A 22675-nucleotide genomic window follows, 5' to 3' on the forward strand; every position below is an offset into this window, starting at 1 on the left:
AAGGGCGCGACAGAGAGCCGGTACTTTGGCGGGCAACACCGCGATTTACTGTATGTTGACGGTAATTCGACACAAACAACGTTTTGGGAGGCATTATGAAATCCTTTAGACTTCTCATCCTTGCAGCTGCTCTTGTATTGAGCTACGCCGTGGCGGCAGTGGCCGCTCCGGCATGCAACAAAAAAATAGAAAGCTTTGACTTTGTCGTGGACTATTCCGGTTCCATGATGATGCAAAACAAGCAACTCAAGCAGGATAAGATCATTGTGGCCAAAAAGGTGCTGCAACGCGTCAACGACGCCATTCCCGCTCTTGATTTCAAGGGCGGCCTGCACACCATTTCGCCCAACGGCGTGATTATTCCTCAGGGTCCCTGGGATCGCGCCGCCATGAGCCTGGGCATCGACAAGCTGCGCTCCGGTTTCCAGATCTTCGGCCGCATGACCGCCATGGGCGACGGCCTGCAGGCGTATGAACCCTTCCTTTCCAGCATGCAGCGCGACGCGGCCCTGATCCTGGTCACCGACGGCGACAACAACCGCGGCGTCAACCTTGTGGACGTGGCCCGTCAGCTCTATGCCAGCCAGCGCAACCTGGTGATCCACATCATCTCTTTTGCCGACACCGAACACGGCGCCAACGTGATCCGGCAGATCGCCGCCATGAATCCCAACACCGTGGTGGTGCCCGGCGAAGAGCTGGCCTCCAGCGACACGGCCGTGGAACGCTTTGTGCTGGCCGTGTTCTGCCAGGACGAAGAGGTGATCGTGCTGCGCGGCGTGCACTTTGCTTTTGATTCCTATGCTCTTGACAGCAAGGCCATGGGCATCCTGAACGAAGCCGCCCAGTTGATCAAGGCCAACCCCAACAAGCAGGTGCTCCTTAACGGCTGGACCGACTGGATCGGCAGCGACGCGTATAACAAGGTGCTTTCGCAGAATCGCGCCAACGCCGTGAAGCTCTATCTTGAGAAGCAGGGCATCCCGGCCAGCCGGATGACCGCCATCGGCCGCGGCAAGTCCTACAAGTACGACAACAAGACCGAGGAAGGTCGCTACATGAACCGCCGCACCGAAATTTCCTTCGAGTAAGCGGCGAGTGTAGAGAAAAAGCGAAAAAGCCGGGCGGCTCCTGCTGCCCGGCTTTGGTTCATTATGAGGTATGCCCATGCGAATTTTTCTGGCTTGTATTCTTAGCCTGGGGCTTGCGACCAGCGGCTGCGCCTGGTTTAACGGCGGCGACGCCGCTGAAGCCCAAACCCCCAGCGCGCAGCCGCAGGAAGAGGTGGTTGTCGCTGAAGTCGTGACCGAACCCGCTCCGGTTCCGGTCAAACCCGCTGCCAAAAGCAAGGCCAAAGCGAAAAAAGCCCCCCGCGCGGCCAGAGGCGCAAAATCCGAAACGGAAATCAGGGCCGAGCTGGATAAGGTGGGGCACAAATTGGCGGCCCAGGCTTCCAGAACCGTCCTGCCTTCCGTGGCCGCCAAGGAAGTGCGCAAGGACGGCAGCGGCTATGTGGCCAGCTATGTGGAAGTGGACACCAGCAACGTGACCACGGAACTGCGCCCCGGCGCCAAGGGGCAGTATGTGGGTTTTATCCGCTATCAGGAAAAAGTTTATGAATGCCGCGGGCCCAGCAAGAAGGCTGCGCTCTCCGCGCCCTGCAAGCAAGTCCGCGCGCGTCGCCTTAACGAGCTGATCCGTTATGACGGCAAGGCCTGGCAATTTTAGAGCTGTTTGCTAATGAAATTAGCTAGAGCATTTTCGCTTTGAAAATGCTCTGCTGACGCGAAAGCGGCAGCCGCCGCAACGCGGCGTACATTCAGGCGAAAAGCGCGTTTTTCGCCTGAATGCAACCTTTGACTTTCATAAAAAGTCAAAGGTAAGCTGCTCTAAACGCTCTGGCAGGGCGAAACCATGCCCGCCCGTCAGCCGTTGGCGGCTTTGCCGCCTTTACGGATGACGACAGCAGAGGAAATTTACTTGCGCCGTTACGCGCCGGAGCGAGCGTTTCAAAAGCAATATGCTCTCAAAGACGCACGCGTAGCGTTGCGAGTTTGCATGAAGCCTGCGGGAATGCTTTCCGGCAGGCTTCTTTTGCGCAAGACGTGGCACGCGGATTTTCTTTTCCCGTGCGCTGATTACCCCGATGCGCGCAACGGTCGGGCCGGTTGTTGTTCATAGCATAGGCAGTGGCCCGGCAAGGCGGCGCGCGCTCTGCGGCGTCAGCGCCTTTTCAACACGAAAACGCTTACGCGTCGCGCTTGCTTTTTTTCACGCGTGCCCTTGGGGCGCTTTCGTCTTGTCGAGCCTCAAAACCCAGGGACTGCAAAGCCCGCCGCACAAGTTCGTTGAAAAGTTCCTGGGCCGGGCATGCAGCCAGAGGTCTGAGATCCGCAATCCCGATCACAGGGGGCACGGCATCCGCGGGACTTGCGGGCGCAAGATATTTCGGACCTGTTCCGCTGCGTATCCATTCGGGATTGACGCCTTTTTTCTGCAAAAGTTTTTCCGGCCATGTGCGCGGCACGATTTTGCGGCGCAGAGCATCGGAAACGGAAGACCGCTGGACTTCCAGCACAGCGGCAAGCTGCGCCTGCGTGCAGCAATCGGCTGCCTCAAAAATGCGCTTGTATTGGGATGCAAAAGAAGTATCCGGCATGTCGCCGTAAGGAAGCGCGTCTTCGGTCATATGACTCTCCGGCCTTGCTGGTGGCAACTGCCGAAAGCAATTGCCGGGAGCTCAGAACCGCCCATGGACGGCGGGTTTATTCCCTACGAAGAGGTATTCTATTCACCGCACTCCCGACAGCACGCGCTGAGAGACGGTTGCCTTGTCGAGCAAGAGCAACCCCGCGTGTGTCGGCGGCGGTTCCGCCATGGGATAAAGGTGTTCTGAGCACCTGACTGAACTATGCCTGCAATTGCCGGAAAACGCAAATGCCGCGCCCCTGCATCGCACATGGCGCGAGGGCCGGGACGCGGTGCAGGGGCGCGGCAGTAGAGCGTTCAGCTACTTTCATCAGCAAGCCGCTCTAAGACGGAAAGGAATTTACTGAGCCTGGCTCAGGCATCCTGAGCCGGGATGCCCGGCGGCAGATGGTCAATGATCCAGCGGGCGCATTGAAAGGGATTTTTGGCCTGGGCCTCGCAGCGCACGTTCGCCCAGGCCCGGTAGAGTTCTTCCCGCTCCCGGAAAATGTCGGCCAGGGTCTGGCCCGGCGCAATGGCCAAACCGCGCTGGGGGTTGCGGGCCACGCGTTCTTCCACAGTGGCGAGCGGCACATCCAGATGTACAATGGGTCCGAGCCCGGCCAGATGGCGCATGGCCGCTTCCCGGTACACCACACTGCCCCCGGTGGCCAGCACCACCCTGTTGGCCTTGATGGCGCAAATGACTTCGCATTCCGCGTCCAGAAATGCTTCCTTGTTCAGCGCGTCGGTAATGTCCTGAAGACGCGCGCCGTACACAGCCTCGATCAGATGATCGCTGTCCAGAAAGGCCCAGCCCAGCTCGCGCGCCAACGCGCCGCCCACAGTGGTTTTGCCTGCGCCCGGCATGCCGATCAGCACGATGCAGGGCGCCGGGAGAGTCGGTGTGGCAAGAGGTGCGGGCATAGGCATGTTTTCTCCTTGGCCGTGCGGGGCAATTATCGCGACTCTGCCCAAGCCGGACGGCGCTGTCAAGAATGCCCGGCCTCCGAGGGATTCATTTTTAGAGCGTTTTGCTGCTTTCATGAGCAAAACGCTCTAAAGCTCTCCGGGTCGCTGCCGATAATCACTGTAAAGGTGGTTTCCCATGCGTATCTTTTTTTTCGTGGCGTTTCTTCTGAGCCTCTGTCAGAGCGCGCCGGTCAAAGCCGCGGATTCCCGTTCTCTGCCGTCCGGGCCCTATGCGGGCCTGCCCGCCGCGCCACTGGCAAGCCGTCCTGTGGTTCCGCAAACGCCGGCAACGTATGCGCCCTTGCCGCCGCGTCTGCCCGCGTTTTTGCCCTCAGGCGGCGCCAATCTGGATCAGGCCTGGATTCAGGACGGCGGCGCGCGACTGTATTGGAATACATTGGTGATCCCCCGCCAGCTCCGGATGGGCGGCGCGAGCTTCGTGGATCCGGCTTCTGTGCCGCAACTGCTGCCGCCCGGCTCGGTCAAAGCCGTGCAGCCCGTGCCCGTCCGTCGCCGCCGCCCCGTGTCACGGCCCAAGGTGAGCCGGAGTACCCAAACGGTTGCCGCTCCGGCCAATGCCGGGCGCACGTCGCTCACGCCGCCCCGCGCAGAACTTCCCGCAACCGCAAAAAAAGCCACGGAGGCGACCGCCCCGCGCGGCACGCCTGCTGCTCCCCGGAGCACATCCGCGGCATCGTCGGCATCAGCCGGGACAGCCGCGCCGTATACAGGCGCGGCGCCTGCAACGGCGCCACCCGTGCCGTTGCCGATCATGCCGGTTGCTCCTGTTCCTCCGCGCGCGCCTGGCGCGTCGCGCTGACGGCCTGTTCTTTGCCGTCGGCCGCTGAAGCAGAGAGGAAGAAACGCGCGGCCGACGCCGACTGACAGGGCTGCCGCAGAAGATGCGTCTGCCCCGAAGAGCCTTGCTCTGCCGCTTGACGGAGGAACACAGGGCGTGTATGTAGCTTTTTCCATTATCACATATGGCGTGGCGTGAGGAGAGGGCTTGCCCCCGGCAAGCGGCCGATGTTCCGGGATGCGGCGCGTTTTGGGACGCAGATGTGATAGCCGGGCGGTGAGGCCGCCATGTGCCCGCTTTTTTTACGGCGTTGCGCCGTCGCCCGCAACAGCGCGCAGACTGACGATGCTCGCTGTTGCAGAGCGGATTGCCTTTGAAAGGTTGTGTTTTTTAGCTCGCTCAGCCGCTATATGCGTTGCTCGGCTGCATCCACGCCTTGTCGCGACCGAATGGCGGCCCGCCAGGGCCGTGCCCCTTTGCCCGAAGGGCTTATGAACGCGGCGGATGTATCCCGCAAGGGCGTGCAGATGCGACAGCGGCCGTGCGTCGCGCCGTGCGGCGTTGCCTGCAAGGCCATGCCTTGCATGACGGGGCAGACGCGTCGTGCGGAGCGATTTTAACTCTCAGAGGAGCAAAATCATGAAAAGAACATATCAACCCAGCAAGATCAGAAGAGCCCGCACCCACGGTTTCCGCGCCCGCATGGCTACCCCCGGCGGCCGGGCCATCCTGCGCCGCCGCCGCGCCAAGGGCCGTAAACGCCTGAGCGCCTGAGCCGGGCGGGGTCGTGCCCCTTTGCACCCATATGTCGGGAACATCCATGCGCCCGCGTCTGACTCTGCGGCGGCAGGCCCGGATTCGCCGCCGTGCGGAGTTCACAGCCTGCTATGAACGCGGGCGGCGTTATCATTCCGAGCATTTCCTCGTTTTTGCGCTTTGGCGAGAGCAGCCCGGCGTCTGTGCGCGCATGGGCATGGCCGTTTCCCGCAAGGTGGGCAATGCGGTGGTTCGCAATCGCGTGAAACGGCTGTTGCGGGAATTTTTTCGCCTGCATGCCGATGCTCTGCCCGTGGAGACCGATATTGTGACTGTGGCCAAGCGACACGCCGGAAAGGCAGCGCTGGATCTTTCCCGCGTGGCAGCCGAACTTCTGCCCTTGCTGCGGCGGTTGGCGCGCACTCAAACGAAGCGTGCATTTTCAGGCGGATTATGATGCGTAGGCTGCTGCGCTCTTTTTGCGTTTTGCCCATACGCGTGTATCAGCGTTGCATCTCGCCCATGCTGCCTCCCGCCTGCCGCTTTTATCCCACCTGTTCCGCCTACGCCGCGGAGGCCATCCTGCGTCACGGCGTACTGCGGGGCGGCTGGCTGGCGCTCAGGCGCCTGGCGCGCTGCCATCCGTGGGGCGGGTCGGGCTATGATCCTGTTCCACCCCCACGGCGACGCCGCAACGTCCCGCCCATGTCTCAGGAGTAAACGCCCCTATGCAAGACGGTAAAAATCTGATTCTGGCCATTGCGCTTTGTTTGATCGTGCTTTTCGGTTGGGGACGCCTGGCCGAATATATGGGATGGGTGCATACCCCTGATCCGCAGGAGCTGGCCCAACAGCAGGCCGCGCTTCAGGAGGCGGCCAGAGCGCGGGAAGCGGCTCAGCCGCCTGCGGCCGCAAAAAACGCTCCCCTGCCCGCGTTTACGCCTTCGCCCGGCCGGGACCTGACGGTGCAATCGCCTCTTTATGAGGCTGTGGTTTATACGGGCGGGGGCACGTTGCGTTCTTTCAAACTCAAAAAATACCAGACCGGACTTGCGCCGGATTCGACGCTGGTGAATCTGGTGGATCCCCAGTCCGCGGGCGTGGCCCCCCTGGGGCTGGTGATCAACAGCCAGCCTTCCTGGAGTACGGGGCAATGGGCCCTGGAGACGCAAGAGCAGGCTCTGAACCTGACCGCAGGGCAGCAGGGCGCGCTGCGCCTCACAGGCCAGGTGGACAATCTGCGCGTGGTGCGTGAGCTGATCTTCAGCGCGGACTCCTATCTGATCCGGGAAAAGATCCGGCTCACCAATCTGAGCGACCAGCCCCGCAGCGTGCGCGTGAGCTATACCGTGGCCGCGGATGCCAGCAACGCCGCCGGGGGCCAGTACGACGCCATGCGCGTGGCCTGGGATAATGACGGCAGCCTTTCCGAAGAATCCTCGGCCAAGACGCTGGAGACCACGGGCGTGCAGGCCACCGGCAGGATCTACTGGGCCGGCGCCATGAGCACCTATTTTCTCTCGGCCGTGCTGCCGGGTGAAATCAATAATGTCACGGTCAAGGGCCGTTTGCAGAACAGCGTCTACCGCGCGGCTGTGGAAGAGCCCGAGAGCATGCTTGCGCCGGGCCAGGAAAAAGAGCTGACGGTCTCCTACTGGCTGGGCCCCAAGGAGCGCACCCAACTTCTTGCTGTTTCCGACCAGTTGGCCAAAAGCATTGATTTGGGCATGTTCAGCATTATTGCCAAGGGCCTGCTCTGGCTTCTGGAATTTTTCCACAAGTATGTGCACAACTGGGGCGTGGCGATCATCCTGTTGACCATTCTGATCAAGGCGGTCTTCTGGCCGCTGACGGCCAAGAGCTATGCTTCCATGGAAAAGATGAAGAAGCTCCAGCCCCTGATGACCGCCATCCGGGAGAAACACAAGGACAACAAGGAGCTCATGAACAAGGAGGTCATGGCGCTCTACAAGACCTATGGCGTGAACCCGGCCAGCGGCTGCGTGCCGATTCTGATCCAGCTGCCGGTCTTTTTCGGCCTGTACCAGGCCCTGCTGACCTCCATCGAGCTCAGGCACGCGCCGTTCATCATGTATCTGCCCTTTACCGACAAGCTCTGGCTGGCTGACCTTTCGGCCAAGGATCCGTTTTATATCACGCCGATCATCATGGGCCTGACCATGTTTTTGCAGCAGAGAATGAGCCCGCCCGCCACAGATCCCACCCAGCAGAAAATCATGATGTTTCTGCCCCTGATTTTCACGGTGCTCTTTCTGGGCTTCCCGGCCGGTCTGGTGCTTTACTGGCTGGTCAACAACATCCTGTCCATCGCCCAGCAATGGCTGATGATGCGGAAAAACAGGCATGGCGCGCAGGCCGCAGGCTAGCGCATTTTAACGGTACAGTGCTTTACCGCCGCACCCGATGCGGCGCAGATTCTGCCGAAGCGACCGCAGGCAGCCCGGAGGGCTGTTCCCGCAGACGACAGCGGAGCCGTACGGGAATCGACAGCTTTTTTGAACAAATATCGGTGCAAGCCCACTGCTGTCTTTCTCCGTACTGTTCGCCGGGCCAGAGCGTTTCGCTCATGAAAGTAGCTAAACCGCTCTGGCAGGGTGAAGCCATGCCCGCCGCTTCCCGGCATGCCGTTACAGTGAGTGAGGTTGTGTATGGAAGGGTTCAAGGAATTCCAGGGCAAAAACCTGGATAGCGCTATTGAGGAAGCCTGCGGTTATTTCAATGCCGCGCGGGAAAAGCTTGAAATTGAAATCCTGCAGGACGCCAAGTCCGGCATTTTCGGCATAGTGGGCGCGCGCAAGGCCAAGGTCCGCGCCCGGCGCGCCCACTTGCGCGAAACCGTGGAAAACATTCTGGGGAAAAAAAGCGAAGAGCCCGCTGCCCGGACGGAAGAAGGCGGCCGTGAAAAAAGCGGCGGCAGGAGCCAGGGGCGTAAAAATGCCCCGACTTCGCAGGGAGGGCGGCAATCTGCCGGCGATAATTCCCGCGGGCCCGGCGCGTCGGGCGCGGGCAGACGTTCCGGCCCGGCCGCGCCCCGCAAGGACGTGACTCCCCCTGAATGCCGGGAGGCCGTGGGAGCGGAAAAAGAACGGATTCCTGCCGACGTTTCTCCCGAACAAGGAGCATCCCAGGGCACGAGCGAGAGCTGCGAGCCTCAGGCCGCCGTCTCCCGGCAGGAGGTCCGGAGCGAAACCAGGCCTGAGCAGAGGCGCGGGGCCGGTGGGGGCCGCGGCCGTGCCAGCGGCGAAGGGCAGGCGCGTGCCCGCCGGGAGGAAAGCCGCAAAAAGAGCGAAGCCGCTGTTGACGGCCTGGATGAAGACCTGGAGGAAGCCGGCGAAGGGCTGCCGTTCACGCCGGTTGAACAATTGGATGCCGCCCGCCTGGAAGCCCTGGTCAACGAGGCCGTGCGGGAACTGGTGCGGCCCATTGTGGGGGCGGAAGTGCAGCTTGCGATCAGCGTGGGCGGCGGCAGAGTACAGGTCTGTGTGGAGTGCGGTGAAGATTCCGGCCTGCTGATCGGGCGCGAGGGCCAGACCCTGGCGGCCTTGCAGTATTTGGTTTCGCGCGTGGTTTCGCGCGGCATGAACGCCGCGGTGCGCGTGCAGTTGGATGCGGGCGAGTACCGGCAGCGCCAGGATGAAAAGCTGCGCGAGATGGCTCTGGCATTGGCCGAAAAGGTGCGACAATCCGGGCGCTCCTATTCCACCCGGCCTTTGAGCTCCTATCATCGGCGCATTGTGCATGTTTGCCTGCAGGATGCCGAGGACGTACAGACGCGCAGCACCGGCGACGGAGCCATGAAGCGGGTGGTGATCATGCGCCGCAAGGCGTGAGCAGCGGGAGACGATTTTGCCGGGACGCGGCCGGAAAAGACGCGGGCAAGGCGGAGGCAGCCGTTTCGGGTGCGGGCGGCGTCTGGCCTCTGAACCTGGAACAACGCAGCCCAAAGGCTTTCAAAGCGCGGAGCGCAGACAGTCTGGAGCAGATGCAGCCATGCCCACCATCGCCGCCATAGCCACGCCGCCGGGAGCCGGGGGCATCGGCATTGTGCGCCTTTCCGGCCCACAGGCCAAGCATCTTCTGGCGCGCATGTTCCTGCCCCTGTCGCCGCGTTTTGAGAATTTCCGTCCCTGGCTGTTGCACCGGGGCCGGGTGATTGACTGCAAGGGCGAGGCCCTGGATGATGTGCTGGCCGTGTTCATGCCCGGCCCACGCACCTTCACCGGCGAGGATATGGCTGAAATCCATTGCCACGGCGGCCCGTTCCTGGTGCAGGCCGTGCTCGAAAACGCGCTGCGTCTGGGGGCGCGGCAGGCGCAGCGCGGCGAGTTCTCCCGGCGGGCTTTTTGCAACGGTCGCCTGGATTTAAGTCAGGCCGAAGCCGTGGCCGAATTGATCGCCGCGCCTTCGCGCGAGGCGCTGCGGTACGGTCTGAACCGTTTGGACGGGCTGCTCGGCCGCAGGGTGCTGGCCTTGCGCGAAGAGTTGGAAGCCCTCCGCGGGCAAGTCTGTCTGGCAGTGGACTTTCCTGAGGAAGAAGTGGAATGCCTTGCGCCTGATGCCTTTGCGCGGGCCGTCAACCGCGTGGCTCTGGCTGTCCGGCAGTTGCTGGCGGGGCAGAAGAGAGCCCGGATCATGCAACAGGGCGCCCTGGTGGTATTGGCCGGGGCGGTGAATGCGGGCAAGTCAAGCCTGCTGAATGCCCTGCTGGGCCGTAACCGGGCCCTGGTCACGGAGATTCCCGGCACCACCCGGGATTTTCTGGAGGAGGCCTGCACTCTGGACGGCCTGCCGCTGCGCCTGACCGACACAGCCGGATTGCGCGCCACGGACGATGCGGGCAATGCCGTGGAGAGCGTGGAAGAGCTGGGCGTGGCCTTGAGCCGGGAAAAACTGCGCCAGGCCGACGCGGTTGTTCTGGTGCTGGACGGCGCGCGCCTGGGCCCTGAAGGAGCAAAGGCTCGCGTTTGCCCTGAACCCGCTGCGCGGGAAGCGCTGGAACTGGCCGGGGAAGCGCCTGTGCTGCTGGCCTGGAACAAGTGCGATCTCTGTCTTCCGGCGGTCTTTCCGCCGCGCTGGGCCGGGGATCTGCCCTGCTGCGCCGTAAGCGCCAAATCCGGCGAAAACGTGGAGGCTTTGGCCACAGCCCTGCGCCGTTTGCTTTTGGCTGGCAGTCTGGAGCAACCGGCATCCGACGGCCTTGCGCCCAACGCGCGGCAGGCCCTGGCCCTGGAGCAGGCTCTGGTCGAGCTTGAGGCCCTGGCAGCCGACCTGCGGGACAAGCGGCCCTACGACTGCTGCGCCGTGCGCCTCGAAGCCGCGGCTGCGCTGCTGGGCCAGGTTACCGGGCTTTCCAGCCCGGCGGAAGTCCTGGACGGGGTCTTCGCCCAATTCTGCATCGGCAAATAGGTTTTGCCCTTCCCTGAGGGAAGGACGCTGTAAGCATCATTACATCCGGCATCGCAGAGCTTTTCATGGATCTGGATCAGTTGCGCCGCCGCCTGAGCAGCGAAGAAATCAACGCCATGCCCTTGTGCCATTACCACGGCCCTGTGCATCTGATCCGCGTGCTGGACGACTGGAAGCGGGCCTTGCCCGACCTGCGCGCCGAGCGCGCGCTGGGTTTTGACACGGAAACGCGCCCCACGTTCCGCAAGGGCAAGGTCAATGCGCCCGCGCTGATCCAACTGGCCACGGAACAGGCAGTCTATCTGATCCAGCTTACCTGGCTTCCCTTTGGGCCGTATCTTGTCGAGATCCTTGCCAATCCTGATCAGATTAAAGCGGGCGTGGGGATTTATGACGACATGCGCGAGCTGGCCAGACTGCATGATTTTAAACCGGCCGGCCTGGTGGATCTGGGCGGCGTGGCCCGGGCGCACAAGCTGCCCAGCCAGGGCTTGCGCACGCTGGCGGCCAATTTGTTCGGCTGGCGGATTTCCAAAGGCTCGCAGTGTTCCAACTGGAGCCTTCTGGAACTCAGTCAGCGTCAGATCGCCTATGCGGCCACCGACGCCTGGATCGGGCGGCAGATATTTTTGCGCATGCGCGAGCTGGGTCTCACGGGCCGGGCCGCCCCGCTGACGGAGAGCGGCAGGTGAGCGGGGAGCATGTTCCGGCCCTGGGCCCCCGGCTGGTTTTTTTTACCGGCGGCACGGCTCTGCGCGATCTGAGCCGCGAGTTGACGCGTCATACCCACAATTCCGTACATTTGGTCACGCCCTTTGATTCCGGCGGCAGCTCGGCTGCCCTGCGCCGGGCATTTGCCATGCCCGCGGTGGGGGATATGCGCAACCGTCTGCTGGCCCTGGCCGACAGTGCTCTGGTGCCGCAAAGCGTGCTTGCATTCTGCGCCCGTCGATTGCCATGCACGGGAGACCGCCGGGTTCTGCGCCAGGAGTTGCGGGAACTCGGCAGCGAAGGCCATGCCCTCTGGGCTTCCATGCCTGGCGTCTTTGCGGACGCGTTGCGCCTGCACCTGCTTTTTTTTCTGGAGCGCATGCCCGAAGATTTCGATCCCTGCCAGGCCAGCCTGGGCAATCTGGTTCTGGCCGGAGGCTATTTGCGCCACAAGCGCGATTTCGGCCCGGTGCTGGCCTTTTTCAGCCGTCTTTTGCAGACGCGCGGCGTGGTCTTGCCCATTGTGGGCGAAAGCCTGCATCTGGCCGCCGAGCTGGCCGACGGCTCGCGCCTTGTGGGCCAGCATCGCTTCAAAAATCTGAGCCAGCCGGTGCGCCGCCTTTTTCTCACGGTGCATGAGCCGGAACGACCCGGCCGCCCGGCCGGCGCGGGCCCGGCGGTCTGCCCGCAGACGCCCTGCCGCCCGCCCCTGGCCGGGGCTGCGGCCGCGTACCTGAGTTCTGCCGGGGCCATCTGCTACCCCATGGGCAGCTTTTATACAAGCGTGCTGGCCAACCTGCTGCCGCAGGGCGTGGGGCGCACCGTGGCCGCCGCTGCCTGCCCCAAGATTTTTATTCCTAATTCCGGGCGTGACGCGGAACTGCGCGGCCTTTCCCTGACCGGACAGGTGGACATGCTTTTGCGCCATCTGCGGGAAGACGCGCCCCAGGCCCGCACCGAGGAGCTCCTGCAGTATGTGCTGGTGGACAGTCGCCACGGCAGGTATGAAGGCGGTCTTTCAGCGGAAGTTGTCCGCGGCCTGGAGCGGCGCGGCCTGCGCCTTGTGGATCGGGAAATGGTGCGCGGCGACGACCCCCAGCGCCACGATCCGGAACCTACAGCCAGAGCCCTGCTGCGCCTCGCGCGGGAGGGGAGCGCGCCGGGCGCGCCCGCGGCATAAATGGAGCGGCGTTGCCGGGTTTCCGGGGCTCTGGCCGGGCAGCGCCTGGATCATGCTCTGGCCGTTCTCTTGCCGGATATGGGACTGCGCGGCCGCAGGCGCTGCATTGCGCAAGGGCGGGTTCTGATCAACGGGCGATGCCGCCCGGCGTCCTGCCGCCTGCGTGCCGATGATGAAATTCTTTTCCTCGACGAGCCGGCGAAAACGGCCGGGGACAGCGGCGCGGCACCAGCGGATCGCTCGCAGGATGCTGCGGAAGATCGCCGTGCCGGGTCCGGGGCTTTTCCCGCGGATTTGCCCCGGCTCCTGGCCCGGCAGGGCGAGTATTGCTTTTTGTACAAACCCGCCCTGCTGCACAGCGTGGCCCTGGCCGGGAGCCGCCAGCCGAGCCTGGAGGCGCATCTGCCCCGGCTTCTGCCCGGACAGGCCGCGGCCGCCCGCCTTTTGCAACGTCTGGATTACGGCACTTCGGGCATCGTCTGCGCGGCCCTGAGCGAGGATGCGGCCAAAGCCTTTCGGCGGGCAGAGGCGGCGGGCCACTGCGAAAAATGGTATCTGGCCCTGCTGGATGGGATTGTACCCGGCCCGCTCACGGCGCGGCAGGCCCTGGGCACGGACGGCCGCCGCAAGACCCGCGTGCGCGCGGATGCGGGCGACAAGCTGCGTTGGACTGAATTTTGGCCCCTGCACTGCTGGCAGGGCGTGGAAGCGGCACATCTGCTCGCGGGTCTGCAAAGCGGCGCTGCCGGTCCAGCGCCTGCTGCGGACACAGTGCGGGGCCTGACCCTGGCCGCCTGCCGCATCCGGCGCGGCGCGCGCCACCAGATCCGCGCGCATGCGGCGGCCCTGGGCTATCCGTTGTGGGGAGACGCCTTGTATGGCGCGGGGCAGGGGGGCGATTCCGGGCCGAAGATCGCCGCGCATGCCGGCGCGTTTTTTTTTCTGCACCACGGCGCATTGCGGCTGCCCGACGCGGCGTGCCTGCTCATGCCTGCCTGGGCCTTGCCCGCGCCGGTTGCCGGGGTAGCCAGAAAATGGCTTGAAAGCTCGACGTGTTGCGGTATACTGAAGCGCGGGTCCGGGCCGGCGCTGCTCTGAGAACGGCCCGCCGCGGCGCGCAGGGGGCAGCATAATACTGGGGCGCGCCGCCCGTCCTTAATGTGCCGTTTCGCCGGGCGTCGGGCACAGAACAGGTGTTACGGAACTCACGTCTACCAGGAGAGCGCATGTTTGCCGCCTTGCTACCCAAGTCCGCGCCTTTTTTCGCCATGCTGCAGGAGCAGAACGGCCTGTTGCGCCGCATGGCCGGTCTGTTGGTGGAAATGCTGGAAGATATCGCCAACATGGACAATGTGCACAAGCAAATTGCCTTTCTGGAGGAAGAAGCCGATCAATTGCACAGCCGGATTATCCGCGCCCTTTCCCAGACGTTCATCACGCCCATTGATCGCGAAGACATCCTGCGGATCAACCAGGAGCAGGAAGAGTCCATGGACTGCGTGCACAGCCTGAGCACCCGCCTGCACATTTTTGAATTTCCGCGCATTCGTTTTCCCGCCCTGCAGATGGTCCGGACCATCAGCGCCATGCTCGATCTCACCCGGCTGATGCTGGAGGGGCTCGCGCATCGGCGCGATTGCCACAAGACGCGGGCTTTTCGCACCCTGCGCGGCGAATGTGACATGCTCCTTGCCGTGGGCCTGGCCGAACTCATGGATGAACAGCAGGAGATCACGCCCCAGCGGATCATGCAGATCCTGAAATGGAGTCAGGCGTACGAGCGCCTGAGCATACTCCTGGAGCAGGTCAACGCCTTGGCTGAAACCATTGAGGAAGCGGTGCTGAAAAATGTTTGAGGTCCCCCTGCTCCTGGTCCTCATCGTTGTGGTGGCGCTGGCCTTCGACTTTACCAACGGCGCGCATGACTGCGCCAACGCCATTGCCACGGTGGTCTCCACCAAGGTGGTCACGCCGCGCTTTGCCGTGGGCGCGGCAGCCCTGCTCAACCTGGGCGGCGCGCTGCTGGGCACTGAGGTGGCCAAGACCCTGGGCAGCGGCATTGTGCTCCCGCAGGTGGTGGAAGGCAGCCATGTGCTGGTGCTGGCCGCTCTGGTGGGCGCCATCGCCTGGAACGGCATTACCTGGTATTACGGTATTCCTTCTTCCTCCTCTCACGCGCTGATCGGCGGTCTGATCGGCGCGGCCGTGGCGGATGTCGGTTTCGGCGCGCTCAACGGCCAGGGCATTGTGGATAAGGTGCTGATCCCGCTGATCGTCGCGCCTCTGGCCGGATATGCCGCGGGCTTTGTGATCATGTGGATCATCTATTGGGTCTGCTCGCGCATCGCGCGCAGCAGGGTCAATGGCGCCTTCCGGCGCTTGCAGCTTGTTTCCGCCGGTTTTATGGCCACCAGCCACGGCCTGAACGATGCGCAAAAGACCATGGGCATCATCACTCTGGCCCTGGTGATCTTTGGAGAAATCGACAAGGTGGAGGTGCCGCTCTGGGTCAAACTGGCCTGCGCCAGCGCCATGGCTCTGGGCACAGCCGTGGGCGGCTGGAAAATCGTCAAAACCATGGGGCATCGCATCTTCAAGCTGGAACCGGTGCATGGATTTGCTGCCGAGACTTCGGCGGCTCTGGTGATCTCCGGCGCTTCCCTGGTGGGCGCGCCCGTGAGCACCACGCATACTATCTCGGCCTGCATTTTCGGCGTAGGCTCCACCAAACGCCTTTCCGCAGTGCGCTGGAACGTGGCAGGCAATCTGATCACGGCCTGGGTGCTGACCCTGCCTGCCGCCGGGAGCGTGGGCTTTGTTTCCTACTGGCTTCTGCACTTTATCTGGCAGTAGAGCGTATTGCTAATTTCATTAGCAATACGCTCTACTGTGATGCCGTAAAACACGTTGGTGAAATTGTTCCGGTGCCTGGAGAAGCATGGCTTTCCCCATCCGCGCCCCCCTTCGGCGAGGGTGGCCCCTGCGCGCAGAGCGCACCGGCCGCAAAATGCCCCGGCATGTCTGTGTCGCCGGAACGGCTTGCGGGAAAATTCCGAAGCTGCTTTGGGCCGCAGAACAAGAATCCGGCATCCGCCGCGTTCCGGCCTTATACGGGCCACAGCGCCCCGGCGGCGCAGATGTGCGGGGATTCAGCGGTTGTTTTCGCGTTCTTCCTGGCAGGCGCGGCACAAACCCACGCCGGGCAGAGCATCCAGACGTTTCTGGGGAATGGGATCGCCGCATTCGCGGCAGCAGGCCACACCATTGATCCACTCAGGGCCCCCGTGATCCATCAAGGAGCGCGCGCGCACCAAGGCGGATTCCCTGTCCATGCGTTCCAGCTCCGTGGCCTGATCAAACACGTCCATTATTTTCTCCTTATGCGAAAGCAAGCGGCAACCCCGCCGAAGCGGGGTTGCCGTAACAAGTTCGACTTTTTGCCAACCTATATTTATGACTATAACACAGGGTCGCGCTTCTGTAAACCGGTCATGGCAGACGGCACAGGGCAGACGGCACTACAGCGATCTGCGCGGGCCCGGCTCAGGCCTTCCGCAGAACCTGCTCCAGGATCCGCACGAAATCGTCCAGATCCGCCTGCTCAATGGTCAGGGGCGGCAACAGGCGCAGCGTCGTGCCGTGGCTCAGGTTGCAGATGAAACCCTGGTGGAGCAGATCTTCCCAGACCCTGGGGCCCTGATCCGTCAGCTCAATGCCCACCATCAGGCCCAGGCCGCGCACTTCCCGGATCTTGCCGGGCAGGCGTTGCTGCAGGGCAGCCAATTGCTCCTTGAGACGCGCGCCTAAAGCCGCGGCGCGCTCGGCCAGATGATCGCGCTGCATGATCTCCACTGTTTTGGCGGCTGCCGCCGAGAGCAGGGCGCCGCCGCCGAACGTGGTGGCATGGCTGCCCGCTTCAAAGCCGCGGGCCAGCTCGTCGGTGGCCAGCATGGCTCCCATGGGCAGGCCGTTGGCCAGGGATTTGGCCACGCTGATGGCGTCGGGCTTGAGATCATAGTTTTGGAAGGCCCAGAACCTGCCGGTGCGGCAGAGCCCGGCCTGCACTTCGTCGCAAAGAAAAATGATGTCTTTCTCGCGGCAGAGGGCTTCCACGCCGTGCAGATAATCGGCAGGCAAGGGCACAACGCCGCCTTCGCCCTGGACCACCTCAACGAGCACGGCGGCCGTTGCCGGAGTGACGGCCGCGCGCAGCGCGGCGAGATCGCCGGCCGGAACCTGCCTGAAACCTTCGGGCAGGGGCGTGAAGCCCTTGCTCAGCGATTCGCGGCCGGTGGCGGCCAGGGCTCCCAGCGTGCGACCGTGGAAGCAGCCTTCCAGGGTGATGATCTCATAGGCGTCGCGCTGCTTGATGGTGCGCATATAACGGCGGGCCAGCTTGATGCAGGCCTCGTTGGCCTCGGCCCCGGAATTGCAGAAAAAAGCCTTGCCGTGATGGCTGGTTGCCAGCAGCAGCCTGGCAAGATCAAGCTGCTCCTGCTGGTAAAAGAGGTTGCTCACATGCCAGAGCTTGCGGGATTGGCGCTCCAGCGCCTCGCAGACTTCGTCGTTGCAATGCCCGAGGCCCACCACGGCAATGCCCGCCAGCAGATCCACATATTCCTTGCCGTCCACATCCCAGAGGCGCGCGCCCTTGCCTCGTGCAATGGCCAGAGGATAGCGGCTGTACGAGCGGCAGAGAAGATCTTCTTCTCCGGTTTTGACGGCAGTGAAAGCTTGTGACATGCGCGGACTCCTTTCTTCATCCGTTTACGACAGATAACGCCTGAAATGCCCGCTTACGGGGTCGAAGGCCGCCCGCGCACATTTCGCGGCAATGATGCGCCGGCGCATCGTTGCAGAGCGGTGGGCGCATTGCAGCGTTTCCACTCCCAAGGGGCGCGTGCGCGCAAGCGCGAGGCTTGAAACGCGCCTCATGCAAAAAGGGCATCAGCGGCCGGTGTGGCCGAATCCGCCCGCGCCCCGCCCGGTTGCCGCCAGTTGCGGCACTTCCTGCCACACGGGGCGGACAAAGGGCTGAAAAATCAGTTGAGCCATGCGCTCGCCGCACGCAAGCCGCCGTTCTTCCCCGGAGGTGTTCAACAGAACCACCAGAATTTCGCCGGTATAGTCCGGGTCAATGACGCCCACGCCTTGCGCCACGGTGAGCCCGTCTCGCGCGCCCAGGCCGCTGCGGGAATAGACAAAGCCCGCGATGCCCGGCAGCCGGGGTTGCACGCTGAGGCCCGTGGGCACTGCCAGCCGCGCGCCCGGCGCGATACGCGCTTCGGGACCGTCCAGGCAGGCCCGCAGGTCAAATCCGGCGGAAAGAGCCGTGGCCGGGGCCGGAAAATCTTTCTGCCCGTGGACGTAGAGCTCGCGCGCGCCGGGCCGGACAAAGGCCATATGCACTGCCGCGCTGCCGGGAGCGGCGTCACGCAAGGAGGGCATGCCGTCAGGTGTGGGGGGGGCTGTCGTGTTCACGCCCTGAGATTTAGCGCAGGTTGCTGCCGGGAGCAAGCCCGCGTTTGCGCGTTGCATGGCGGGGAATGAGATCCGGGGAGCAGGAACCTGGCGCAAACGGCGTTCAGATGCCAGTCTGTACACGGGCTTGCCTTTGCCCTTGTTTTTCTTCAAGCTGCCGGGCAGACAGGTAAATGCTCCAAGGCGCGTTCCGCGCCGCCAAGACACAAGGAGTCTGTATGCAACCAACATCCATAGCCGTGGTGGGCGGCGGCCTGGCCGGTTGCGAATGCGCCCTGCGTCTGGCCCGCGCGGGCCTTGACGTGACGCTTTTCGAGCAGAAGCCGGCTTGGCGTTCGCCCGCGCACGTCAGCGACGATCTGGCCGAGCTGGTCTGTTCCAATTCCCTGCGCTCGGACGAAAGCACCTCGGGCGTGGGTCTGCTCAAGGCGGAAATGCGCGCTCTGGGCAGCGCGTTCATGGCCGCGGCTGACAGTTGCCGCGTGCCTGCGGGCAAGGCCCTGGCCGTGGATCGCGAGGCTTTCGCCCGATCCATGACCGCCCGCGTGGCTGCCGAGCCCCATATCCGGCGGGTGGAGCAACGCGTCGAAGCTTTGGACGCCCCGGCACTGGCCGGATTCGGGACGCTGGTGATCGCGGCCGGGCCTTTGGCTTCGGAGGGGCTTTCGGCCTCGCTGGCCGCGGCGCTCGGCACAAAACACTGCTATTTTTACGACGCCATTGCGCCCATTGTCTGGACGCATACCCTGGACAGGAGCGTGGTTTTTCGCGGGTCGCGCTACGGGCAGGAAAACGGCGAGCCCGCAGGGGAGGGCGACTACCTCAACTGCCCCATGAGCCGCGAGGAATATGAAGTTTTTTATCAGGCCCTGCTGGCCGCGCAAAAAACGGACGCCCGGGATTTTGAACGCCAAAAGCACTTTGAAGGCTGCATGCCCGTGGAAGCCCTGGCCGAGCGCGGCCCGCGCACCCTGACGTTCGGCCCGCTCAAGCCCGTGGGTTTTGTGGATCCCCGCACCGGCCGCCGCCCCTGGGCCGTGCTGCAACTGCGCGCCGAAAAAATCAACAGCGAGACCTGCAATCTGGTGGGCTGTCAGACAAAATTGAAGCAGGCCGAACAGGCCAGGGTTTTTCGCCTGGTTCCGGGCCTGGCTCGCGTGGAATTTGCCCGTTACGGCAGCATGCACCGCAATACCTACGTCAACGCGCCGGACGTGCTCAACGCGGATCTTTCCCTCAAGGCCCTGCCGCATGTTTTTCTGGCCGGGCAGATCACCGGCGTGGAGGGCTATGTGGAGTCAGCGGCCTGCGGCCTCTGGCTGGGCATGCTGCTGGCGGCCCGCGCGCGCGGCGTGGCCTTGCCGCCGCCCCCGCCGGAGAGCGCCCTGGGCGCGCTGCTGCAACATCTGCAAACCCCGGCCAGGCATTTTCAGCCTTCCAACGCGCATTTCGGGCTCATGCCGGAACTGGGCGAAAAAGCCCGCAAAAAGGAACGCAAGGCCCTGTACGCGGCCCGCGCCCAGGCCGCGTTCGCGGCCTGGCTGGCCGAGGTCGGGAGCAGGGGGGCGCTGTAACGCCAGCGGGCGCTGCCGGACTTTGGAGCTGCCGTTACGCCCGCACAGGATCCGCCCTGGCGGCGCAGGCAGAGCCTGCGGCCCGCAATGGCGGATAGTGTGCCGCTCAGGAGACTCAGGGCTGACGCATCGAAATAGGAGAGCGTTTTGCTAATGAAAGTAGCTAAACGCTCTCATCCCCATGTCGTTCACGTCATGCCCGTAAGGCGCGGCGGCAGAACTTGCGCCAATCCCGCAAAAAAAGGTTGACGGCAACGGCTTCAGCGGCTATATAGCCCCTTGCCTCTGCTCTGTAGGAGCGTAGCTCAGGTGGCTAGAGCACTTCCTTGACACGGAAGGGGTCAGCAGTTCAAGTCTGCTCGTTCCTACCAATTGTACTTCCGGGGATTTTCCCCTCAGCATAGAAAGCGCGCCGCGCAAAAGGCGAAGCGCGCTTGAGCATTCCGGCGCATTGGGGAGGTTTGCCTCCCCATTTGTTTTTGCGCATGGCCGCGTGAGGAGCCGTTTGCAGAAGGAGTTTTTCATGGATGTCCGTGTGGAAGGACAGATGGTGGACGCCCCGGCCGAGGCCGATCTGGCCGCTGTACTCCGGAAAGCCCTGAGCGGCAAAAAGTTCAAAACCGTGGTGGCGGCCAGGGCCGTGACGGGCGGCGAAAGTCTGCTGCTGGATCTTTCCGCATCCCTGCCTGACGACTGTCATGAGCTTATTCCGGTCTATGCCGACTCGCCGGAAGGCTTGCAGTTGATCCGCCATTCCACGGCGCATGTGCTGGCCGCGGCAGTCAAGCGTCTCTTTCCCGCAGCCAGGGTGACCATCGGCCCGGCCATCGACAACGGCTTTTATTACGACTTCGACGTGGAGCGGCCGTTTTCCAGTGAGGATTTTCCGGCCATTGAGGCCGAGATGCAGAAGATCGCCGCAGCGCGCGAGCCCTTCACGCGCGAAGTGCTGCCCAGGGCCGAGGCCGAGGCCCGCTTCAGGGGCATGGGCGAGACATACAAGGCCGAGATTATTGAGGGCATCGACGCGGACACGGTCTCGCTCTATACCTGCGGGGACTTCACGGATCTCTGCCGCGGCCCGCATGTGCCGCACACCGGTTTTGCCGCCTCGGCCAAATTGCTGTCCGTGGCCGGCGCGTACTGGCGCGGGGATGAGAAAAACCCCATGCTTTCGCGCATCTACGGTACGGCTTTTGCCGACGACAAGGCCCTGGCCGCCTATCTCAGGCAGATGGAAGAGGCCAAACGCCGCGATCACCGCAAGCTGGGGCGCGAGCTGCATTTGTTCACCTTTCAGGAAGACGTGGCTCCGGGCATGGTCTTCTGGCTGCCCAAGGGCATGCTGGTGCGCGCCATCCTGGAGGATTTCTGGCGCAAGGAGCATCTCAAGCGCGGCTATGACATGGTCCAGGGCCCGCAGTTGCTGCGCGTGGAGACCTGGCAGCGCTCCGGCCATTATGATCACTATCGCGAGAATATGTATTTCACGCAGATCGAGGATGACGCCTACGGCATCAAGCCCATGAACTGCATCGCGCATATGCTGATCTACAAGAACGAGCTGCGCAGTTACCGCGATCTGCCGCAGCGCTATTTTGAACTGGGCGTGGTGCATCGTCATGAAAAGAGTGGCGTGCTGCACGGCCTTTTGCGCGTGCGCCAGTTCACCCAGGACGACGCGCATATTCTCTGCGCGCCCGATCAACTGGAAGGGGAGATACTGGATGTCATTCATCTGATCCGGGATCTCATGAATCTCTTCGGTTTTCAGTACAAGGTGGCCATTTCCACCCGGCCGGAGAGCAGCATCGGCACGGACGAAGCCTGGGAGCTGGCCACCGGCGCGCTGATTCAGGCCGTGGAAAAGGCCGGGCTGCCCTACGAGATCAATGAGGGCGACGGCGCGTTCTACGGGCCGAAAATCGACGTGCGCCTGCTTGACTGCATCGGCCGGGAATGGCAATGCTCCACCATTCAGGTGGATTTCACCCTGCCCGATCGATTTGATCTCAACTATGTGGGGCAGGACGGCGAGCGTCACCGCCCGGTGATGGTCCACCGGGCGATCATGGGCTCGCTGGAGCGCTTCATCGGCGTGCTTATTGAGCAGTATGCCGGGGCGCTGCCCGTCTGGCTTGCGCCGGAGCAGGCCCGGCTGCTGACCGTGACCGAGGCCGGAGATGAAGCTGTCCTGAAATTGCGCGACGAACTCAAGGCCCAGGGCATTCGGGTCGCGCTCGACACGCGCAACGAGAAACTCGGCTTCAAGGTGCGCGAGGCCCAGCTGGCCAAAGTACCTTATATTCTGGTGGTCGGAGAAAAGGAAGTGCAGGCCGGGGGCGCAAACGTGCGCCTGCGCAACGGCGATAATCTGGGGCTCAAATCCGGCGGGGAAATTGCCGCCCTGATTCGGGCGGATGCGGAAGAGCCTTTCAAACAAGGAGGGATGCGCTATAGCTTCGCCTAATATGAGACCGCGGCGCGAAATGCCGCAGGACAACGTGCGCCGCAACGAACTGATCCGCGCGCGCGAAGTGCGCGTGATCGGCGCCGACGGAGAGCAGCTCGGCATTTTGCAGCGTAATGACGCCATTGCCCTGGCCAGGGAAGGCGGCATGGATCTGGTGGAAGTGGCCTCCACTTCCGAGCCGCCTGTCTGCCGGATCATGGATTACGGCAAATTCAAGTACGAGCAGCAGAAAAAGAAGGCGGAAGCCAAGAAACGCCAGACCGTGGTGCAGATCAAGGAAATCAAGGTCCGGCCCAAGACCGATGACCATGATTATGAGACCAAGCTGCGCCACATCCGCCGTTTTCTGGAAGACGGCGACCGCTGCAAGATCACGGTATTTTTCCGCGGCCGCGAGATTGTGCATAAGGATCGCGGCCTGAGCATTCTGGAGCGCGTGGTGCAGGATCTGGCGGATATCGCCAAAGTGGATCAGGAACCGCGCGCCGAAGGCCGCACCCTGCAAATGCTGCTGGTGCCCAAAAAGTGAGCCCCGCGCTGTTTGCGTCGCAAGTTGCGTCGGGCCCCGCCGGCTGGGGCTTGCGTGGGCATTGCAACTTTGCAATGCTCTGACG

22 protein-coding genes and 1 tRNA gene are annotated in these 22675 nt (G+C 63.2%); 18 read left to right on the top strand and 5 right to left on the bottom strand.

Annotation, left to right across the window (positions count from 1 at the left end):
* The first annotated feature begins 95 nt into the window (after positions 1–95).
* Positions 96–1091, top strand: coding sequence for an OmpA family protein (locus tag G7Y51_RS01020; protein WP_165174562.1), 996 nt, complete (start codon positions 96–98; stop codon positions 1089–1091).
* A gap of 76 nt (positions 1092–1167) precedes the next feature.
* Complete coding sequence (locus G7Y51_RS01025) at positions 1168–1728, top strand: translation initiation factor 2 (RefSeq protein ID WP_165174563.1); 561 nt, start codon at positions 1168–1170, stop codon at positions 1726–1728.
* 520 nt (positions 1729–2248) lie between these two features.
* Here G7Y51_RS01025 and G7Y51_RS01030 read toward each other — a convergent pair.
* Both G7Y51_RS01030 and thrB read right to left on the bottom strand, forming a co-directional pair.
* Positions 2249–2689 (bottom strand): helix-turn-helix domain-containing protein, encoded by a 441-nt coding sequence (locus G7Y51_RS01030; RefSeq protein ID WP_165174564.1) that lies wholly within the window; start codon positions 2687–2689, stop codon positions 2249–2251.
* Between the two features lie 374 nt (positions 2690–3063).
* Entirely contained in the window at positions 3064–3621 is a 558-nt protein-coding gene (thrB, locus tag G7Y51_RS01035) for a homoserine kinase (protein ID WP_165174565.1), read from the bottom strand.
* A gap of 175 nt (positions 3622–3796) precedes the next feature.
* Here thrB and G7Y51_RS01040 point away from each other — a divergent pair, with 175 nt between their 5' ends.
* The 12 genes from G7Y51_RS01040 to G7Y51_RS01095 all read left to right on the top strand — a co-directional run bounded on the left by G7Y51_RS01040 (position 3797) and on the right by G7Y51_RS01095 (position 15386).
* On the top strand, positions 3797–4480 hold the full coding sequence (locus tag G7Y51_RS01040; protein ID WP_165174566.1) for a hypothetical protein: 684 nt from the start codon (positions 3797–3799) through the stop codon (positions 4478–4480).
* Between the two features lie 618 nt (positions 4481–5098).
* Positions 5099–5233, top strand: coding sequence for a 50S ribosomal protein L34 (gene rpmH, locus G7Y51_RS01045; protein ID WP_165064844.1), 135 nt, complete (start codon positions 5099–5101; stop codon positions 5231–5233).
* A 46-nt stretch (positions 5234–5279) separates the two neighbouring features.
* Positions 5280–5672, top strand: coding sequence for a ribonuclease P protein component (gene rnpA, locus G7Y51_RS01050; RefSeq protein WP_165174603.1), 393 nt, complete (start codon positions 5280–5282; stop codon positions 5670–5672).
* Positions 5672–5935 carry a membrane protein insertion efficiency factor YidD gene (gene yidD / locus G7Y51_RS01055; protein WP_165174604.1) on the top strand — a complete coding sequence of 88 codons (264 nt, stop codon included), beginning with the start codon at positions 5672–5674 and terminating at the stop codon, positions 5933–5935. Before rnpA ends, yidD begins: the two co-directional genes overlap by 1 nt.
* A gap of 8 nt (positions 5936–5943) precedes the next feature.
* The gene (gene yidC, locus G7Y51_RS01060) at positions 5944–7602 is read left to right on the top strand and encodes a membrane protein insertase YidC (protein ID WP_165174567.1); all 1659 of its coding nucleotides are present in this window, start codon (positions 5944–5946) and stop codon (positions 7600–7602) included.
* Positions 7603–7884: 282 nt separating this feature from the next.
* Positions 7885–9066 (top strand): RNA-binding cell elongation regulator Jag/EloR, encoded by a 1182-nt coding sequence (jag, locus tag G7Y51_RS01065; protein ID WP_165174568.1) that lies wholly within the window; start codon positions 7885–7887, stop codon positions 9064–9066.
* 160 nt (positions 9067–9226) lie between these two features.
* Complete coding sequence (mnmE, locus tag G7Y51_RS01070; protein ID WP_165174569.1) at positions 9227–10642, top strand: tRNA uridine-5-carboxymethylaminomethyl(34) synthesis GTPase MnmE; 1416 nt, start codon at positions 9227–9229, stop codon at positions 10640–10642.
* Positions 10643–10707: 65 nt separating this feature from the next.
* Positions 10708–11334, top strand: coding sequence for a 3'-5' exonuclease (locus G7Y51_RS01075; protein WP_165174570.1), 627 nt, complete (start codon positions 10708–10710; stop codon positions 11332–11334).
* A complete protein-coding gene (locus G7Y51_RS01080) occupies positions 11331–12533 on the top strand; it encodes a GAK system CofD-like protein (protein WP_165174571.1) in 1203 nt (400 codons plus the stop codon). The genes G7Y51_RS01075 and G7Y51_RS01080 overlap by 4 nt, the downstream gene beginning before the upstream one ends.
* Positions 12534–13631 (top strand): RNA pseudouridine synthase, encoded by a 1098-nt coding sequence (locus tag G7Y51_RS01085; protein ID WP_165174572.1) that lies wholly within the window; start codon positions 12534–12536, stop codon positions 13629–13631.
* A gap of 128 nt (positions 13632–13759) precedes the next feature.
* Positions 13760–14389 (top strand): DUF47 family protein, encoded by a 630-nt coding sequence (locus G7Y51_RS01090; RefSeq protein ID WP_165174573.1) that lies wholly within the window; start codon positions 13760–13762, stop codon positions 14387–14389.
* Positions 14382–15386: an inorganic phosphate transporter gene (locus G7Y51_RS01095; protein ID WP_165174574.1), complete on the top strand. Its 1005-nt coding sequence runs from the start codon at positions 14382–14384 to the stop codon at positions 15384–15386. The genes G7Y51_RS01090 and G7Y51_RS01095 overlap by 8 nt, the downstream gene beginning before the upstream one ends.
* 296 nt (positions 15387–15682) lie before the next feature.
* Here G7Y51_RS01095 and G7Y51_RS01100 read toward each other — a convergent pair whose 3' ends face one another.
* The 3 genes from G7Y51_RS01100 to dut form a co-directional block, all read right to left on the bottom strand.
* Entirely contained in the window at positions 15683–15901 is a 219-nt protein-coding gene (locus tag G7Y51_RS01100; protein WP_165064812.1) for a TraR/DksA family transcriptional regulator, read from the bottom strand.
* 175 nt (positions 15902–16076) lie between these two features.
* Positions 16077–17276, bottom strand: a complete 1200-nt coding sequence (locus tag G7Y51_RS01105; protein WP_165174575.1) for an aspartate aminotransferase family protein — start codon at positions 17274–17276, stop codon at positions 16077–16079.
* A gap of 204 nt (positions 17277–17480) precedes the next feature.
* Positions 17481–17936 (bottom strand): dUTP diphosphatase, encoded by a 456-nt coding sequence (gene dut, locus G7Y51_RS01110; protein ID WP_165174605.1) that lies wholly within the window; start codon positions 17934–17936, stop codon positions 17481–17483.
* Positions 17937–18232: 296 nt separating this feature from the next.
* Between dut and trmFO the strand changes: the two genes are divergently transcribed.
* The 4 genes from trmFO to infC all read left to right on the top strand — a co-directional run bounded on the left by trmFO (position 18233) and on the right by infC (position 22590).
* Complete coding sequence (gene trmFO / locus G7Y51_RS01115) at positions 18233–19588, top strand: methylenetetrahydrofolate--tRNA-(uracil(54)-C(5))-methyltransferase (FADH(2)-oxidizing) TrmFO (RefSeq protein ID WP_165174576.1); 1356 nt, start codon at positions 18233–18235, stop codon at positions 19586–19588.
* A gap of 294 nt (positions 19589–19882) precedes the next feature.
* Positions 19883–19959, top strand: a tRNA-Val gene (locus G7Y51_RS01120).
* Between the two features lie 152 nt (positions 19960–20111).
* The gene (gene thrS / locus G7Y51_RS01125) at positions 20112–22058 is read left to right on the top strand and encodes a threonine--tRNA ligase (protein WP_165174577.1); all 1947 of its coding nucleotides are present in this window, start codon (positions 20112–20114) and stop codon (positions 22056–22058) included.
* Between the two features lies 1 nt (position 22059).
* Positions 22060–22590, top strand: coding sequence for a translation initiation factor IF-3 (gene infC, locus G7Y51_RS01130; protein ID WP_165064800.1), 531 nt, complete (start codon positions 22060–22062; stop codon positions 22588–22590).
* Positions 22591–22675: the final 85 nt, after the last annotated feature.

Origin of the sequence: Desulfovibrio sp. ZJ369 (genome assembly GCF_011039085.1) — a bacterium.
GTDB lineage: Bacteria > Desulfobacterota > Desulfovibrionia > Desulfovibrionales > Desulfovibrionaceae > Desulfovibrio.